The 16,976-nt window shown below is 72.8% G+C and carries 16 protein-coding genes; 10 read left to right on the top strand and 6 right to left on the bottom strand.

Annotated elements, in window-relative coordinates; translation table 11 throughout:
* Positions 1 to 25: 25 nt before the first annotated feature.
* Positions 26 to 484, bottom strand: coding sequence for an RDD family protein (locus ACPYO6_RS02380; protein ID WP_425713291.1), 459 nt, complete (start codon positions 482 to 484; stop codon positions 26 to 28).
* Positions 485 to 632: 148 nt separating this feature from the next.
* Between ACPYO6_RS02380 and glnA the strand changes: the two genes are divergently transcribed.
* Positions 633 to 2,057, top strand: coding sequence for a type I glutamate--ammonia ligase (glnA, locus tag ACPYO6_RS02375; RefSeq protein ID WP_425713290.1), 1,425 nt, complete (start codon positions 633 to 635; stop codon positions 2,055 to 2,057).
* Positions 2,058 to 2,156: 99 nt separating this feature from the next.
* Entirely contained in the window at positions 2,157 to 3,188 is a 1,032-nt protein-coding gene (locus tag ACPYO6_RS02370; protein WP_425713289.1) for an NAD(P)-dependent alcohol dehydrogenase, read from the top strand.
* Between the two features lie 127 nt (positions 3,189 to 3,315).
* On the opposite strand, the gene ACPYO6_RS02365 is transcribed toward ACPYO6_RS02370, so the two are convergent.
* Positions 3,316 to 4,011: a histidine phosphatase family protein gene (locus ACPYO6_RS02365; RefSeq protein WP_425713288.1), complete on the bottom strand. Its 696-nt coding sequence runs from the start codon at positions 4,009 to 4,011 to the stop codon at positions 3,316 to 3,318.
* Positions 4,012 to 4,060: 49 nt separating this feature from the next.
* Here ACPYO6_RS02365 and ACPYO6_RS02360 point away from each other — a divergent pair, with 49 nt between their 5' ends.
* A complete protein-coding gene (locus ACPYO6_RS02360; RefSeq protein ID WP_425713287.1) occupies positions 4,061 to 4,201 on the top strand; it encodes a hypothetical protein in 141 nt (46 codons plus the stop codon).
* 14 nt (positions 4,202 to 4,215) lie between these two features.
* On the opposite strand, the gene ACPYO6_RS02355 is transcribed toward ACPYO6_RS02360, so the two are convergent.
* Together ACPYO6_RS02355 and ACPYO6_RS02350 are read right to left on the bottom strand one after the other, a co-directional pair.
* Complete coding sequence (locus ACPYO6_RS02355) at positions 4,216 to 7,314, bottom strand: bifunctional [glutamine synthetase] adenylyltransferase/[glutamine synthetase]-adenylyl-L-tyrosine phosphorylase (RefSeq protein WP_425713286.1); 3,099 nt, start codon at positions 7,312 to 7,314, stop codon at positions 4,216 to 4,218.
* Between the two features lie 2 nt (positions 7,315 to 7,316).
* Positions 7,317 to 8,654 (bottom strand): glutamine synthetase family protein, encoded by a 1,338-nt coding sequence (locus ACPYO6_RS02350; protein WP_425713285.1) that lies wholly within the window; start codon positions 8,652 to 8,654, stop codon positions 7,317 to 7,319.
* 68 nt (positions 8,655 to 8,722) lie between these two features.
* On the opposite strand from ACPYO6_RS02350, the gene ACPYO6_RS02345 reads away from it, so the two are divergent.
* Together ACPYO6_RS02345 and panB are read left to right on the top strand one after the other, a co-directional pair.
* Positions 8,723 to 10,456: an NAD+ synthase gene (locus ACPYO6_RS02345; RefSeq protein ID WP_425713284.1), complete on the top strand. Its 1,734-nt coding sequence runs from the start codon at positions 8,723 to 8,725 to the stop codon at positions 10,454 to 10,456.
* Entirely contained in the window at positions 10,453 to 11,274 is an 822-nt protein-coding gene (gene panB, locus ACPYO6_RS02340) for a 3-methyl-2-oxobutanoate hydroxymethyltransferase (protein ID WP_425713283.1), read from the top strand. Before ACPYO6_RS02345 ends, panB begins: the two co-directional genes overlap by 4 nt.
* A gap of 100 nt (positions 11,275 to 11,374) precedes the next feature.
* Here panB and ACPYO6_RS02335 read toward each other — a convergent pair whose 3' ends face one another.
* Complete coding sequence (locus ACPYO6_RS02335; protein WP_425713282.1) at positions 11,375 to 12,013, bottom strand: TetR/AcrR family transcriptional regulator C-terminal domain-containing protein; 639 nt, start codon at positions 12,011 to 12,013, stop codon at positions 11,375 to 11,377.
* 113 nt (positions 12,014 to 12,126) lie between these two features.
* Between ACPYO6_RS02335 and ACPYO6_RS02330 the strand changes: the two genes are divergently transcribed.
* The gene (locus tag ACPYO6_RS02330; protein ID WP_425713281.1) at positions 12,127 to 13,107 is read left to right on the top strand and encodes an NAD(P)-dependent alcohol dehydrogenase; all 981 of its coding nucleotides are present in this window, start codon (positions 12,127 to 12,129) and stop codon (positions 13,105 to 13,107) included.
* Positions 13,104 to 13,508: a hypothetical protein gene (locus ACPYO6_RS02325; RefSeq protein WP_425713280.1), complete on the top strand. Its 405-nt coding sequence runs from the start codon at positions 13,104 to 13,106 to the stop codon at positions 13,506 to 13,508. The genes ACPYO6_RS02330 and ACPYO6_RS02325 overlap by 4 nt, the downstream gene beginning before the upstream one ends.
* 25 nt (positions 13,509 to 13,533) lie before the next feature.
* Here the strand turns inward: ACPYO6_RS02325 and ACPYO6_RS02320 are convergent, their stop codons facing one another.
* A complete protein-coding gene (locus ACPYO6_RS02320; protein ID WP_425713279.1) occupies positions 13,534 to 13,752 on the bottom strand; it encodes an SPOR domain-containing protein in 219 nt (72 codons plus the stop codon).
* Positions 13,753 to 13,803: 51 nt separating this feature from the next.
* On the opposite strand from ACPYO6_RS02320, the gene map reads away from it, so the two are divergent.
* The 3 genes from map to ACPYO6_RS02305 all read left to right on the top strand — a co-directional run bounded on the left by map (position 13,804) and on the right by ACPYO6_RS02305 (position 16,973).
* Positions 13,804 to 14,676 carry a type I methionyl aminopeptidase gene (gene map / locus ACPYO6_RS02315; RefSeq protein ID WP_425713278.1) on the top strand — a complete coding sequence of 291 codons (873 nt, stop codon included), beginning with the start codon at positions 13,804 to 13,806 and terminating at the stop codon, positions 14,674 to 14,676.
* 43 nt (positions 14,677 to 14,719) lie between these two features.
* Positions 14,720 to 15,478: a polyphosphate--glucose phosphotransferase gene (gene ppgK / locus ACPYO6_RS02310; RefSeq protein WP_425713277.1), complete on the top strand. Its 759-nt coding sequence runs from the start codon at positions 14,720 to 14,722 to the stop codon at positions 15,476 to 15,478.
* Positions 15,479 to 15,605: 127 nt separating this feature from the next.
* Positions 15,606 to 16,973 carry a hypothetical protein gene (locus ACPYO6_RS02305; protein ID WP_425713276.1) on the top strand — a complete coding sequence of 456 codons (1,368 nt, stop codon included), beginning with the start codon at positions 15,606 to 15,608 and terminating at the stop codon, positions 16,971 to 16,973.
* Positions 16,974 to 16,976 lie beyond the last annotated feature (3 nt).

The raw sequence follows: 16,976 nt of genomic DNA, 5'->3' as shown, positions 1-16,976 counted from the left end.
GTCCGGGCCCGACCTCGACGAGGCCCTACCCCCGCACGAGCCGGCTGCGCGCCAGGTCGTCGTGCAGCGGCACGCCCTCGACGGTCCGCCACAGCGGCGGCAGCACGAGGCACAGCAGCACGGTGCGCACGAGGACGGAGAGGAACGGCACGCGGCCCCGGGTCGCGTGGACGATCCGCAGGCCGAGCAGCCGGTGACCGATGGAGGATCCCGTCAGACCACCGACCAGCACCCGCTGCGCGGCGAAGATGCCGAGGATCGCCATCGCGTCGCCGCCGGCGAACCCGTAGGCGATCGCCATGGCGATCGCCCAGTCGATGACCAGCGCGGCGACGCGCCGGCCGAACGGAGCGAGCTCCTCGGGCCGGACCGGGCCCGAGCCGGCGGGCGCGGCGGCCGCCGCGCCCTCGCGCGCCGCGCCGCCTCTCGCGGTGACCCCGCGCGCGGGCGAGGCATTCGCGGAGGAGGGATCGGCGTCGGGCACCGGTCCAGTCTAGGCGGGGCGGGCGAGGACGGGCCGGTGGGCCCCGTAACATGGCCGACACGCTCGGGAGACGGCTGGGAAACGACCCGGGTCTAGCGTCGAACCCGTCCAGCCGGCACAGCCGGTGCACGCGAACGAGGAGCCACGGATGTTCTCAACCCCCGAAGAGGCGATCGCCTACACGCGCAACGAGGACGTGAAGTTCGTCGACGTCCGGTTCTGCGACCTGCCAGGGGTGATGCAGCACTTCAACATCCCCGTCGAGACGTTCGACGAGGACGCCTTCACGGACGGCCTCATGTTCGACGGTTCCTCGATCCGTGGCTTCACCGCGATCCACGAGTCCGACATGAAGCTGGTCCCGGACGTCGGGTCCGCGTACATCGACCCGTTCCGCGCGCAGAAGACGCTCGTCGTCAACTTCTCGATCGTCGACCCGTTCACCTCGCAGGCCTACGACCGCGACCCGCGCACCGTCGCCTCCAAGGCGGAGGCCTACCTGCGCTCGACCGGTATCGCCGACACGGTCTTCTTCGGTGCCGAGGCCGAGTTCTACCTGTTCGACGACGTCCGGTTCGGGACGTCGGCGCAGTCGAGCTTCTACCACATCGACTCCGAGGAGGCCGCCTGGAACACCGGGCGCGTGGAGGAGGGCGGCAACCTCGGCTACAAGACCCGCTTCAAGGGCGGCTACTTCCCGGTCTCCCCCAACGACCACTTCGCCGACCTGCGCGACGAGATGGTGCGCGTGATGGCCGAGGTGGGCCTCAAGGTCGAGCGCTCCCACCACGAGGTCGGCACCGCCGGCCAGCAGGAGATCAACTACCGGTTCGACTCGCTGCGCGCCGCCGCCGACGACGTCATGAAGTTCAAGTACATCGTCAAGAACGTGGCCTGGGAGCACGGACGCTCGGCCACGTTCATGCCGAAGCCGCTGTTCGGCGACAACGGCTCGGGCATGCACTGCCACCAGTCCCTGTGGAAGGACGGCGAGCCGCTGTTCTACGACGAGCAGGGCTACGGCGGCCTCTCCGACATGGCCCGCTGGTACATCGGCGGCCTGCTCCACCACGCGCCGTCGCTGCTCGCGTTCACGAACCCGACGCTCAACTCCTACCACCGGCTCGTCCCCGGCTACGAGGCGCCCGTCAACCTCGTCTACTCGGCCCGCAACCGGTCGGCGTGCATCCGCATCCCGGTCACCGGGTCGTCCGCCAAGGCCAAGCGCGTCGAGTTCCGCGTCCCGGACCCCAGCTCGAACCCCTACCTCGCGTTCTCGGCCATGCTCATGGCCGGCATCGACGGCGTGAAGAACCGGATCGAACCGCCCGAGCCGATCGACAAGGACCTCTACGAGCTCCCGCCCGAGGAGCACGAGCAGATCGAGCAGGTCCCGGAGTCGCTGTCCGAGGCCCTGCGCGCGCTGGAGGCCGACAACGACTACCTCACCGAGGGCGACGTCTTCACGCCCGGCCTCATCGAGACGTGGATCGACTACAAGCGCACCCACGAGATCGACCCGATCCGCCTGCGCCCGCACCCCCACGAGTTCGAGATGTACTACGACCTGTAGGCCGCTCGGGCGGCGCCGGCCTGCTTGTGCACCTCGTCACGTCGGCCTACGGTGAGCGGACCCGCTTCCCCGTCACCGTCGACGAAAGGTGCGCGACCCATGAAGGCCGTCCGGATCCACGCCTACAACCAGATGCCTACGCTCGACGACGTCCCGGAGCCCGAGATCACCGGGCCCTGGGACGTCGTCGTCAAGGTGGGGGCCGCCGGCCTCTGCCGTACCGACCTGCACATCATCGAGGGCCAGTGGGACCCGATCCAGAACCCCACGCTGCCCTACATCCTCGGCCACGAGAACTCGGGCTGGGTCCACGCCGTCGGCTCGGCGGTCACCAACGTCGCCGTCGGTGACACCGTCATCATGCACCCCCTCGTCACCTGCGGGCTGTGCCCCGAGTGCCGCATCGGCAACGACAGCCACTGCCAGAACGCCTCCTTCCCCGGCCTCAACGCCGAGGGCGGCATGGCCGAGTACATGCTGACCAACGCCCGGGCGGTCGTGAAGCTCGACCCCTCGCTCCAGCCGAGGGACATCGCGGCGCTGGCGGACGCCGGCCTCACCGCCTACCACGCCGCGCGGAAGGCGGCGCCGCGCCTGCACCCCGGGACGCACGTCGTCGTCGTGGGCTCGGGCGGGCTCGGCCACATCGGCATCCAGTCCCTCCTCGCGCTCACGCCGGCCGAGATCACGGTCGTCGACCGCTCCGAGCAGGCGCTCGAGCTCGCGAAGGGCCTCGGGGCCCACCACACCGTGGTCTCCACCGGCGACACGGACGCCGTGGTCCGCCAGGTCCACGACATCACCGGGGGCGGCGCGCACGTCGTCCTCGACTTCGTCGCGGAGCAGGGGATGGAGCTGCTCGGCCCGAACCTCATCCGCAACCAGGGCGACTACTACGTCATCGGCTACGGCGGCACCGTCCAGCTCGACACGATCAGCATCATCTCCCGCGAGATCAACATCATCGGCAACCTCGTCGGCACCTACGAGGACCTCGACCAGCTGATGGTGCTCACGGCGCAGGGCAGGATCTCGCTGCACACCTCGGTCTACGACCTCGCCGACTTCGCCACGGCGATCGACGACCTCGACGGCGGCCGGCTGGTCGGGCGGGGCATCCTCGTCCCGTAGGCCGTCCCCGCGCACCATGCCCGACGACGGCGGGGCCCATCCGGGTCCCGCCGTCGTCGCGCTGCCCGGAGCAGGGAGTCGGACTGCCCCGGTCCGAGCGGCACGAGCGACCGCTGGTAGGTCCCGCTCAGTCCTCGGCCGCCCGGCCGGCCACCCCGAGCGAGTCGGGGTGGCGCTCGTCCGGGTAGCCGGCGGGGCCGTCGTGCTCGACGTCGGAGACTGATGGCCCGCCCAGGGCGCGGGACTCCCACCGCACGAGCTGCCACCCGTCCGTGGGGTCGCCCTCGATGATGACGACGCCGGTGTTCGAGATCGAGCGCCCGAGGAACTCGCGCGGGACCTCGACCGTGCTCGCCGCCCAGGAGACGATGACCGCCCCGTGGGAGACGATCATCGCCGTCTCCTGCCCGGTCGCGACGATCTCCGCGACGACGGCGTCGTAGCGCTCCTTGACCTCGCGCCCGGTCTCGGCGCCGGGCATCCGGGAGTCGGGGTCGACGGTCCAGGCCATGATCCCCTCGAGGTAGGTGCGCACCTCGGCGTCGCCGTTGGCCATCTCGAGGTCGCCGGCCCGGATCTCCCGCAGCCCCTCGCGCTCGATCGGCGTGAGCCCGAGCGCACCGGCGAGCGGCGCCGCCGTCTGGTGCGTGCGCACGAGGTTCGAGACCCACATCGACTCGATGTCCTCCTCGCCGAGCTCCGCGACGAGCGCCTCGGCCTGCCGGCGCCCGAGCTCGGTGAGGTCCGCACCCGGAGCCTCCGTGTCGAGGGCGTGGATGACGTTGGAATCGGTCTGGCCGTGCCGGACGAGAATGAGCCGCATGCCGTCCATTGTCCCAGTCACCCGGCGGGCGCGCTGCTAGCGTCACGCCATGACCGACCACGACACCCCGCAGGGCCGACGGACGGGCGACCGGCCGCCGAGCCGCTGGCGGTTCGTCGCCACGCTCGTCCTCGCCGCGATCGCCGTCGCGGTCGTCGTGTGGCTCGTCGACCTGGCGTTCGACTCCTGATCAGCGACTCCTGATCAGCGGCCCCGGCGCCGGTCCTCCTCCCAGAAGAGCCGCTCGACGACGGCGCGCGAGCGGCGCGCGGCACGCAGGTAGTCCTCCTCGAGGTCCTGGCGGTGCCCGGCGGCGTACCCCAGCATGCGGGCCACCGTCTCGAGTCGCTCCACCCCGTGCGGGAGGACGTCGATCTTCGGCCCGCTCGTCCGCCCCCCGACCTGGACGACGGCGTCCCGGATCTGCCCCGACAGCGTCCAGGCGTGCAGGAGCGTGCTCGCGTCGGCCGCGTCGATCAGCCCCTCGTCCTCCAGCGCGGCGAGCGCCTCCTCGGTGGAGGTCACCCGCAGCGAGGGGACGTCCCCGGCGTGCCGGAGCTGCCACAGCTGGACGGTCCACTCGACGTCCGCGAGCGCGCCCGGCCCCAGCTTGAGATGACGGTTGGGCGGGACCCCGCGCGGCATCCGCTCCTGCTCGACCCGACCCTTGACCCGGCGGATCTCCCGCTCTGCGGCGGCGCCGATGCCGCCGGGCACGTAGCGCACCGGGTCGACGAGGGCCGTGAACCGCTCACCCAGCTCCCGTGAGCCGGCGGCCGGGCGTGCCCGCAGGAGCGCCTGCCGTTCCCAGACGTCGATCCACCGCTCGTAGTACTCCGCGTAGGAGGCGAGGGTGCGGACGAGCGGGCCGGAACGACCCTCGGGGCGCAGGTCGGCGTCGACCGGCAGCGCCGGCTCGTCGCTCGTGGCGCCGAGCATCTCCTGGACCGAGGTCGCGACGTCGAGCGCCCAGTCGGCGGCGATCTTCTCGGCAGCGCCGTCCGCCGGTTCGTGGACGAACAGGACGTCGGCGTCCGAGGAGTAGCCGACCTCGCGTCCGCCGAGCCGGCCCATGGCGACGACGAGCATCTCGCCGGGCGGTTCGGCGAGCCCCGCCCGCTCGGTCGCCGCCCGGGAGGCGACGCGCACCGCCGCCTCGAGCGCGAGGTCCGCGACGTCGGCGAGCTCCTTGCGACGGGAGCGGGGCGCCCGCTCGAGGACGTGGGCCATCGCCGCGCGGGTGGTCTCGCGGCGGCGCAGGTAGCGGGCCTGCCCGACGGCGTCGGCCGGGTCGTCGCGGCGGCTGAGCATCGCGTCGACCTCCCGCTCGAGGTCCTCGCGCCGGCGCGGCGCCAGGCCCCCGTCGCCGTCCAGCCACTTGACCGCCTCGGGCAGCTGGAGGAGGAGGTCGCCGACGTAGCGGGACGTGGCGAGCACCGTCGCCAGCGCCTCCGCCGCCGCGGAGGAGTCGCGCAGGAGCGCGAGGTACCAGTGGGTCGTGCCGATCTCCTCCGAGAGCCGGCGGAAGGCGAGCAGCCCGACGTCCGGCATGGGCGCGTGGGCGAACCACCCGATCATCACCGGCAGCAGCTGGCGCTGGATCGTCGCACGGCGCGAGACGCCCTCCGTCAGCGCGGCGATGTGCCGGAGCGACCCCTTGGGGTCGGCGAACCCGATGATCTCCATCCGTGCCTCGGCGGCCTCGGGCGCGAGGGAGGCCTCGGCGGGCGAGAGCCGCGCGGTCGCGGGGAGCAGGGGGCGGTAGTAGATCTCCTCGTGCAGCCGGCGCACGTCGCGCCGGACCGTGCGCCAGGCCTTCTCCAGGGCACCGCCGCTCGTGATCTCCTCGGCGCCGAACGCGCGGCCGAGGATCTCGAGGTCGCCGTCCGAGCTCGGCACCACCTGGATGCGGTGGAGGCGCCACAGCTGCATCCGGTGCTCGAGCACGCGGAGGAACCGGTAGTGGTGGTCGAGCGCGGCGGCGTCGGTCCGCGCGACGTACCCGCCCTCGGCGAGGGCGGCGAGTGCCTCGAGGGTGGTGCGCGAACGCAGCGTCTCGTCGGTCCGACCGTGCACGAGCTGGAGGAGCTGGACGGTGAACTCGACGTCGCGCAGCCCGCCCTTGCCGAGCTTGAGCTGCCGGTCGGCGTGCTTCGCGGGGACGTGCGCCTCGACCCGGCGGCGCATCTTCTGGGTCTCCTCGACGAAGTTCTCGCGCGAGGCGGCGCTCCAGACGAAGGGGGCGAGGGCCGTGCAGTACTCCTCGCCGAGCGCGAGGTCCCCGGCGACGGGGCGGGCCTTGAGCAGGGCCTGGAACTCCCAGCCCTTGGCCCAGCTCTCGTAGTAGCTGACGTGGCTCGCGAGCGTGCGCACGAGCGGGCCGTCCTGGCCCTCGGGCCGCAGGTTGGCGTCGAGCGGCCAGAGGGCGGGTTCGGGCCCGACGCCGCCGACCGCGTCCGCGAGGGTTCCCGCGAGGCGGGTCGCCACCGCGATCGTGTCGTCCTCGTCGCGCACCGGCGCACCGTCGGCGTCGACCTCCGGCTCGGCCACGTAGACCACGTCGACGTCGGAGATGTAGTTGATCTCCCGGCCGCCCGTCTTGCCCATGCCGAGGACCGCGATGCGCACGCCGGCGCCGTGGTCGGGCAGGTCCGCGCGGGCCACGGCGAGGGCCGCATCGAGCGCGCCGGCGACGATGTCGGCGATCGAGGCGGCGACCAGCGGGAAAACCTCGAGGGAGTCCATGCCGTCCCGGTCGCACGTGAGGTCGGCGGCGACGATCTCGAGCAGGCGGCGGCGGTAGGTCCGGCGCAGCGCGGCGACGCCGTCCTCACCGGTCACCGTGGCCACGGGGTTCGCGTCGGCGGGGTCGGCGCCGACCGCCTCGAGGGCCTTCGCGCGCTCGTCGGCCGGCGCGAGGTGGAGCACCGGGACCTCGCCGTGGCGGTCGAGGAGGTGGGCGACGTCGCCGGGGCGGGCGACGAGGGAGTCGCCGAGGGGACGGGAGGCCCCGACGACGGCGACCAAGCGCCGCAGCGCCACGTCATCGCGCTCGAACGCGGTGCGCAGGGCGTCGTCGTCCCCGCCCTCTCGCGCGCTCTCGGCGAGGCGGACGAGGGTGAGCAGGGCGTGGTCGGGATTCCCGGCGCGCGCGAGGTGGCCGAGCAGCCGGTCCATCACCTCGTCGGAGACCAGGTACGGGGCGAGCGCCGGGTCGTCGAGGAACTGCTCGGCGCGCCTGGGCTCGTGGACCCCGGCGCGCCGGAGCCGGCTGGTCCGGGAGACGACCCGCCCGCGGGACATCGTCAGTGCGAGGGGATGAACTGGGCGAGCTCGAAGTCGGTGACCTGGTCGCGGTAGGCCTCCCACTCCTCGTGCTTGTTGCGCACGACGAAGTCGAAGGTCTCCTCGCCCAGGGTCTCCGCCACCAGCTCGGAGCTCTCCATGGCGTCGATCGCGTCGGCCAGCGAGGCCGGGAGCGAGACGATGCCGAGGGCGCGCCGCTCGCCGCGGGTGAGCGTCGAGACGTCGGTGTCCGCGGGGTCGGGCAGGTCGTAGCCCTCCTCGATGCCCTTGAGGCCGGCGCGCAGGATGATCGCGAAGGCCAGGTAGGGGTTGGCCGCGGCGTCGAGCGCCCGGAATTCCACCCGGCTCGACTGCGACTTGCCCGGCTTGTAGCCCGGGATGCGCACGAGCGCGGAGCGGTTGTTGTGACCCCAGCTGACGTAGCTCGGGGCCTCGCCGCCGCCCCACAGGCGCTTGTAGGAGTTGACGTACTGGTTGGTGATCGCCGCGAACTCCCGGGCGTGCGTGAGGACCCCGGCGATGAAGCGCCGGCCCGTCGTGGAGAGCTGGTACTCGCCGGACGGGTCGTGGAACGCGTTGGAGTCGCCCTCGAACAGGGAGAAGTGGGTGTGCATCCCGGACCCGGGGTGCCCGGGCATCGGCTTGGGCATGAAGGTCGCGGTCAGGCCCTGCCGCATGGCGACCTCCTTGACGACGGTCCGGAAGGTCATGACGTTGTCGGCCATCGACAGGGCGTCCGCGAACCGGAGGTCGATCTCGTTCTGGCCGGGTCCGCCCTCGTGGTGGGAGAACTCGACCGGGATGCCCATCTCCTCGAGCGTGGTGATGGCCTCGCGCCGGAAGTCGTGGCTCGAGCCGCGGGCCACGTGGTCGAAGTAGCCGGCGCGGTCCGCCGGGACGAGCGGCTGCCTCGGGTCGCTGATCTCGTGGAAGAGGTAGAACTCGATCTCGGGGTGCACGTACGGCGTGAAGCCGGCCTGCGCGGCGTGCTCGACGGCACGGGCCAGGACGTTGCGCGGGTCTGAGCGGGCGGGCTCGCCGCCCGGGGTCAGCACGTCGCAGAACATCCGCGCCACGCCGTGGTGCTCGCTGCGCCACGGCAGGACCTGGAAGGTCGTGGGGTCGGGGCGCACGAGCATGTCCGACTCGAACACGCGGGTCAGCCCCTCGATCGCGGAGCCGTCGAACCCGATGCCTTCCTCGAAGGCGCTCTCGAGCTCGGCGGGGGCGATGGCGACGGACTTCAGCGTCCCGAGGACGTCGGTGAACCACAGCCGGATGAACCGGATGTCGCGTTCCTCGACCGTGCGCAGCACGAACTCCTGCTGGCGGTCCATCCCGCCTCCTCCCGCTCGGATCAGTGCCCCCACATTGTCACCTACGGAGCGCGACTACCCTGACAGGTATGCCGCTGTCGATCGCGATCGCCCAGGTGAATCCCTGCGCCGGAGACCTGCTCGAGAACTCGACGATGATCCGCGACGCGGTGGCGGAGGCCGCACGCGGGGGCGCCCGGGTCGTGCTGCTGCCCGAGATGGTGCTGCCCGGCTACCCGGTCGAGGACCTCGCGCTGCGGTCCTCGTTCCGGGCCGCGACCGCGGAGACGCTCGAGACGCTCGCGGCCGATCTCGCGTCCGACGGGCTCGGCGACGTCGTCGTCGTGCTCGGGACCCTCGGCACGTCCGCGCACGGCCGGCCGACCAACTGCGCGGCGGTCGTCACCGGGGGCGCAGTCACGGACACTTACGTCAAGCGGCATCTGCCGACCTACGGCGTGTTCGACGAGATCCGCATCTTCGAGCCCGGCGCCGAGGCGCTGACGATCGAGGTCGACGGGCGCCGGCTGGGGATCGCGATCTGCGAGGACATCTGGGTCGAGGGCGGAGCGTCGGCCGCGTACGCCGGGGCCGGCCTCGATGCCCTCCTCGTGCTCAACGGGTCGCCGTACGAGTTCGGCAAGGGCGCGGTCCGGGAACGGCTCGCGGGAGACGTGGCCGGCCGGCTCGGTTGCCCGCTCGTGTACGCCAACCTCGCCGGCGCGCAGGACGACCTCGTCTTCGACGGGCAGTCGTTCGTCGTCGACTCCGCGGGATCGGTCGTCGCGCGCGCCGGGGCGTTCGGTCGTGCGGTGCTCCCGCTCGTCCTCGCCGACCCGGTCGACCCGGCCGGGGACGCGGCAGCGGCGACGGGCACGGACGCACCTGGCGACGCGGCGAGGCACGCGCCCGGCGTCGTCGTCCCCGAGCAGGACGCTGTCCCGGACGCGCCTTCCGACGTCGAGCAGATGTACACCGCCTGCGTCGTCGGCCTGCGTGACTACGCCCGGAAGAACCGGTTCGGCTCCGTGGTGCTCGGCCTGTCGGGCGGGATCGACTCCGCGCTCGTGGCAGCGATGGCGGCGGACGCGCTCGGCGGCGGCAACGTCGTCGGCGTCTCGATGCCGTCGAGCTATTCCTCGGCGCACTCGAAGGACGACGCCGCCGCCTCGGCCGAGGCGATCGGCCTCGACTACCGGGTCCGGCCGATCGCGCCGATGGTCGAGGCGTTCCTCGCGAACGTCGAGCTGACCGGGGTCGCCGAGGAGAACCTCCAGGCGCGCGTGCGCGGGGTCATCCTCATGGGGCTGTCCAACATGGAGGGCCACCTCGTGCTCGCCACCGGGAACAAGTCCGAGCTGGCGGTGGGCTACTCGACGATCTACGGCGACGCCGTCGGCGGCTTCGCCCCGATCAAGGACGTACCCAAGACGAAGGTCTGGGAGCTCGCGCGGTGGCGGAACGAGCTGGCGACCGCCCGGGGCGAGTCCGTGCCGATCCCCTGGAGCTCGATCGAGAAGCCGCCCTCGGCGGAGCTGCGGCCGGGCCAGCAGGACTCGGACTCGCTGCCGCCCTACGACCAGCTCGACCCCGTCATCGAGGACTACGTCGAGCGCAACCTCGGCCGGGCCGACCTCCTGGCCGCCGGCCACGCGCCCGAGGTCGTCGACCGGGTCCTCGGGCTCGTCGACCGGGCCGAGTGGAAGCGGCGGCAGTACCCGCTGGGGCCGAAGGTGACGGCGCTGGCGTTCGGCCGCGACCGGCGCCTCCCCGTGACCTCCCGGTGGCACGAGCAGGACGAGCGACAAGGAGACGAGCGATGACCGACACCCCGAGCCGCCCCAAGCGGGTCCGCGTCCACCACCTCGCCCAGATGAAGGAGCGCGGCGAGCCGATCACGATGCTCACCGCCTACGACGCGATGACCGCTCGCGTCCTCGACGCCGCCGGGGTCGACCTGCTGCTGGTGGGCGACTCGATCGGCGACAACATGCTCGGGCACCCGACCACGCTGCCCGTGACGGTCGACGAGATGATCGTCGCGACGCGCGCCGTCGCGCGGTCGGTCAGCCGGGTGCTCGTCGTGGCCGACATGCCGTTCGGCAGCTACGAGGCCAACCCCGAGCAGGCGCTCGCCACCGGCGTCCGGCTGATGAAGGAGGGCGAGGCGCACGCGGTCAAGCTCGAGGGCGGCGCGCACCGGGCGGGGCACGTGCGGCTGCTCACCGAGGCGGGGATCCCCGTGGTGGGACACGTCGGCTTCACGCCCCAGTCCGAGCACCTGCTCGGCGGCAAGCGGATCCAGGGCCGCGGCGAGGGCGCGGCCGAGCGCCTCGTGGCGGACGTCCGCGCGCTCGAGGAGGCCGGCGCCGTCGCCGTCGTGCTCGAGATGGTGCCCGGCCCGGTGGCGGAGCAGGTGACGCAGGCGGTCGGCGTGCCGACGATCGGCATCGGCGCAGGTGCCGGGACGGACGGGCAGGTCCTCGTGTGGATCGACATGGCCGGCATGTCCGACTGGTCGCCGAGCTTCGCCCGCCGCTTCGCCGAGCTCGGCGAGGCCCTCGGCCGCGCCACCGGCGAGTACGTCGCCGCCGTCAAGGACCGCAGCTTCCCCGGGCCGGAGCACACGTTCGACTCGTGACCGGGTGCGCGTGCCGTCCCCGGCCGACGTCGCCCGGACGGGAGCCGCGTCGTGCCGGCCGGCCACGCGCCGGGGGCCGGCGTGCGCCCCACCGCGCGCCCTACTCCCCCGCCGCCACCCGGGCGGCCACCGAGTCGAGCACGAGCGCGAGGCCGTGCTCGAACTCGTCCGAGAACTGGTACCCACCGGCGATGAGGTCTCGCACGAGAGCGCCGAGGTGCGGGTACTCGGCCAGTGCCGGCTCCATCCCGACGGCGAACTCCCCCGCGCCCGAGGCCGCGTCGAACGGCAGGTTCTGCTCGGTGAGCACGAACCCGAACACGTAGGAGTCGACCGCCGAGAAGGCACGGCTCGCGAGGACGGCGGACAGGCCGGCACCCCGCAGGTGCCCGACGGTCGCGTCGTAGTAGCGCAGCACCGCCGGCCCGGGGGTCGTGCGCGTGTCGACCATGCCGAGCGCCCACGGATGCGCTGCGAGGACGGAGCGCAGCGAGTGCGCCCGCGCCTCCGTCCCCTCGCGCCAGCCGGATGCCGCCTCAGGCAGCTCGACCTGCTCGTACACGCGGTCGGCGAGGGCGTCGAGCAGCGAGTCCTTGCCCGCGACGTGGTGGTAGAGCGACATCGCCTCCACCCCCAGCTCGCGCGCGACGCTGCGCATGCTCACCGCCGCGAGCCCGTCGCGATCGGCCACCTCGACGGCCGCCCCGACGATCCGGGCCACGCTCAACGGCTCCCGCATCGGTGGTCCTCCCCCTCCCGGCCCCGCGTCGAAGTCTCCACGCGGCACCTCTTGTCCACTTACACCCGTAAGGCTACTCTTCCACCACAGGCTTACACACGTAAGGGGTTCCCATGAGAGCCGTCGTCGTCGACAGGTACGGACCACCCACGCACGCCGTCGTCACCCGGCGCCCGTTCCCCGAGCCGCGCGCGGACGAGATCCTCGTGCGCGTCGAGGCCGCTGCGGTCACCGCCGGGGACGCCCGCCTCCGCTCGGGCACGTTCCCACCCGGCTTCACCGTGCCGGCACGGCTGGCGATGGGGATCCGCGGCCCCCGCATCCAGGTGCTCGGCAACTCGTTCGCCGGCGTCGTCGAGAAGACCGGGGCCGACGTCGACGGGTTCTCGCCCGGCGACCGGGTCGCCGGGATGTCCGGCTTCCGCATGGGCACCCACGCCGAGCACGTTCGGGTACGCACAAAGGCCGTCGCCCACGTGCCCGAGGGCGTCAGCGACGTCGACGCCGCGGCGGTCCTCTTCGGCGGCACGACCGCCCTGCACTTCCTGCGCGACCTCGGCCAGGTTCAGGCCGGCGAGAGCGTCCTCGTCAACGGGGCCTCGGGCGCGGTCGGCACGAGCGCCGTCCAGGTCGCCCGCCACCTGGGCGCCCGCGTCACGGCCGTCACCAGCGCCGGCAACGCCGACCTCGTGCGACGTCTCGGGGCGGCGGCGGTCGTCGACTACCGGACCACGCCGGTCACCGAGCTGACGGAGCGGTTCGACGTCGTCCTCGACGCCGTCGGCAACCTCTCCCGCAGCGCGGGACGGCGGCTGCTCACCGGCGACGGGCGCCTGCTCGTCGTCGTCGGGAGCCTGGCCGCCCTCCTGCCCGCCAAGCAGGTCCACGGCGGCACGACGCCGGAGAACGCCCGGATCGTCACCGACACCCTCGACCTCCTCGCGCGCGGCGAGCTCGACCCGGTCGTCGAGGTCATGGGCGGGCTCGAGGCGGTCGTCGAGGCGTACCGGCGGATCGACTCCGGCCACAAGGTCGGCAACCTCGTCGTCACGCCGCACGGCCCTGCGGCGACCGAGGACGGGGCCGCATCGTGATCGTCGAGGGCGAGCGGGTCGTCCTCGCCGCCGCGTGGGTCTGCCTCATGCTCGTCTACCTGCTCGGCGACGTCCTGCGGATCTTCGCCGGGGACGCCGAGCCCGGGCAGATGGGCGGCCAGACCGTGAGCGGCGGTGCGTGGGTGGGCGCGGCGCTCATCATGCTCGTGCCGATCGTCATGGTCATGGTCTCGCTGCTCGTCCCGGCCGGGCCGCTGAGGTGGGTGACGGTCGTCGTCGCCGTGGGTCTCGCGCTGTTCAACGTGCTGGGCCTGCCCTACCCCGGGGCGTACGACAACCTGCTCATCGTCGTCGGCATCGCCTGGGTGCTCGTCATCGGGTGGCTGGCGTGGCGGTGGCTCCCGGTCGCGACGACGACGCCGGTCGGCGCCGCCGTCTGACCCGGAGCTGTCCGGTGTCGCCCGGTCAGCGCCGCTCCTCGTTCTCCTCCTCGGCGTCGTCGTCCCAGGCGTTCCACTCCTCCTCCTCGGCGTCGACCTCCTCGTTGCGCTCGGCCGCGCTCTGCAGGGCTGCGGCGGCCGCCTCCGGGGTCGCGTAGGGGCCCATCCGGTCGGCCGCCGGCGACTCCGGCCCCTCCTCGACCGCGTGCGTGCGCAGGTTGAACCAGTACTCGCCGGTGCTCATGTCGACTCCTCGGTCTCGCTCGCTCGTCCACGGTCCGTAGACTCGGGAACCATGCTCGCCGATCGCGCCCCGCGGGGCACCCTCACCAAGGGAACCGTCTCCCCCGTCCGCGAGGTCCCCTCCTCGATCGAGCGCCCGGAGTACGTCGGCCGCACCGGTCCCGAGCGGGTGACCGCCGGCGAGGTCAAGAGCCCGGCGACGATCGAGCGCATCCGCACGGCGTCCCGGATCGCCGCGCAGGCGCTCGAGCTGACCGCCGAGGCCGTGCGCCCGGGGATCACCACGGACGAGATCGACCGGATCGGTCACGAGTTCCTTCTCGCACAGGGCGCCTACCCGTCCTCGCTGCACTACCAGGGCTTCCCGAAGTCGCTGTGCACGTCGATCAACGAGACGATCTGCCACGGCATCCCCGACTCGACGGTCCTCGAGGACGGGGACATCGTCAACATCGACATCACGGCCTTCGTCGGCGGCGTCCACGGGGACGCGTCGGTCATGGCTCTGGTCGGCGACGTCGACGAGGAGTCTCGCCTGCTCGTCGAGCGGACGAAGGAGGCCATGCACCGCGGCATCAGGGCGGCGCGCGCCGGCCGGGAGGTCAACGTCATCGGCCGCGTCATCGAGTCCTACGCCAGGCGGTTCGACTACGGCGTGGTCCGCGACTTCACGGGCCACGGGGTGGGCGAGGCGTTCCACTCGGGCCTCATCATCCCGCACTACGACTCGGCGCCCCAGTTCGACGACGTGATCGTCGAGGGGATGGTCTTCACCGTCGAGCCCATGCTCACCCTCGGCGAGCCGGACGGCGAGCAGTGGGACGACGGCTGGACCGTCGTGACGAAGGACCGCTCGCGGTCCGCGCAGTGGGAGCACACCATCCTCATCACGGGCGACGGCCCGGAGATCCTTACTCTCGCCTAGAGTCCTGCACGACCCCCTTCTTTTCGACGGTGAAGGAACCCATATGGCCACGAACCAGCTCGCGTTCGGCATCGACATCGGCGGCTCCGGGATCAAGGGCGCCCCGGTCGACCTCTCCACGGGGCAGCTGACGACCGACCGCGTGAAGATCCCGACCCCCCAGCCCTCGACCCCGGCGGCCGTCATCGAGGTCCTCGGCCGCCTGCTGGCCGAGTTCGAGGAGGACGACGACGTCCCGGTCGGCCTCACGTTCCCCGCCCCCGTGCTGCACGGCGGGTTCCCGTTCGTGGCGAACCTCGACCAGAGCTGGGTCGGCATGAACATCGAGGACGAGGTCCGCAGGGAGCTCGGCCGCGAGATCGTCGCGATGAACGACGCCGACGCCGCCGGGGTCGCCGAGGCCCACTACGGCGCCGCCAAGGGCGTCGACGGAGTCGTCCTGCTGACGACGCTCGGCACGGGAATCGGGTCGGCGCTGCTGGTCGACGGCATCCTCGTGCCCAACACCGAGCTCGGGCACCTCGAGATCGACGGGCGCGACGCCGAGTCCCACGCCTCCTCCGCCGTCCGTGAGCGAGAGGGCCTGTCCTACCCGAAGTGGGCAAAGCGACTCCAGCGCTACTACGAGGTGGTCGAGAAGCTGTTCTCCCCCGACCTCATCGTCGTGGGCGGCGGCGTGAGCCGGAAGCACGAGAAGTTCCTCCCGCTCATCGAGACGCGCGCCCCGATGGTGCCCGCCGAGCTCCGCAACAACGCGGGCATCGTCGGCGCCGCCTATCGCGCGGTCGAGCTCGCGCGCTGACCCACCCGCGGGGTCGGGGACCCCTCCCCGACCGGATCGGCCACGACGGCGGCCTGCCCGCGTAACCTCGTGATCGGTCGGGCACGCGCCCGGCCGGTCCGACCCAGCGCAAGGCCGAGGAGGCGACGTGCCGCGGTTCAACCCGCCCCCTGGCTGGCACGTGCCGCCGGACTTCATGCCGCCCGTCGGCTGGCGCCCGGACCCGCGCTGGCCTCCCGCCCCGCACGGCTGGCAGATGTGGATCGTCGACCCCGTGGGTCGCTCGGGCACGATGGACCCGCCCGACGGCGGACCGGGCGGCGATCCCGAGGCGACCCGTCTGCGGTCCGTCAGGGCGTCCGTGGGAGACACGGAGGACAGCCTCCTCCAGACGCAGGCGTGGTCGCCCGAGCGGGACCGGACGCGGAGCCACGGCGGCGGGCCCGGCGCACCGGTCCTCACGGGCGCGGCGACATCGGCGGCGTACGGACTCGCGGCCGCTCAGGACCACCGGCAGCCGGCCCCGCTCCCGAGCACACCCCGGTTCACGCCCTCATCCCACGGAGCCGTGGGCGCGCAGTACGGGCCGTCGGCCGGCTCGGCGGGATCGAGCACCTCGGCCGCCGGGTCGCCACCCACCGCGGCCTCCTCTCCCCCGGCACCGGCACCCCCGCCGGAGCCCGTGCCGTCGTCCCCCTGGTACACGCGCGCCGGCCCCGCCGCGGTGGCGGCCTCGACCTGCGTCGCGCTCGTCGCGGTGGCGATCTGGGCGTTCGTGCTCCGTGAGCCCGCGGCCCGCGAGGAGGAGGCACCGGGAAAGTTCGACGTCGAGCCGCCGTCCGTCCCCGGCGGGGACCCCGAGGGCGGTGGCCAGGCGGGCGCGGAGCAGGAGAACGAGACGCCCGACCCGTCCGACGTCCCCGACGAGACCGGGACGGACGCACCCGAGGACGACGACGGCCTGGCCGGGCTGATTCCCGCCGACACGTTCCCGCCCGGCCAGGACGAGGCCGCCCACACCGGGCCCGACGGCATCCCGACGAACACCGAGCCGATCGCGATGCTCGACGACCTCGCGCTGGCGAACGTCGACCCGTTCGGCCGGATCTCGGTCCTGTCGTGGACGATCGACCTCACCCAGGAGCAGATCACCGCGCAGCTCGTGGGCCCCACGGACTGGGACGCCACCGAGGACGTGCTCGCGCACGACGCCGGGAACCCGCCGCCACCTGAGGGGCACGTCTACGTCACCCAGCGCGTACGCGTGACGGCGGAGACCAGCAGTGCTTTCACGCCGTTCGCCTCGCTGCTCGTGTACTGGGTTCGCCGGACCGGCGAGGTCTACGGGGCCACGTCGGCGGTCGCGCCGGACGACCTCTTCTACGCCGAGCCCATCGCCGACGGCGGGGAGGTCGAAGGAAACCTCGTCCTGTGCCTGCCCGAGCACCTCGTCGAGGAGGGCAACTGGGTGATCGCGGTCAACCACTCGTCCAACGGGTACGTGCTCGAGCCCTGAGGG

The organism is Georgenia sp. Z1344, assembly GCF_049856295.1.
GTDB lineage: Bacteria > Actinomycetota > Actinomycetes > Actinomycetales > Actinomycetaceae > JB111.
This window is presented reverse-complemented; position numbering and strand designations above follow the sequence as displayed.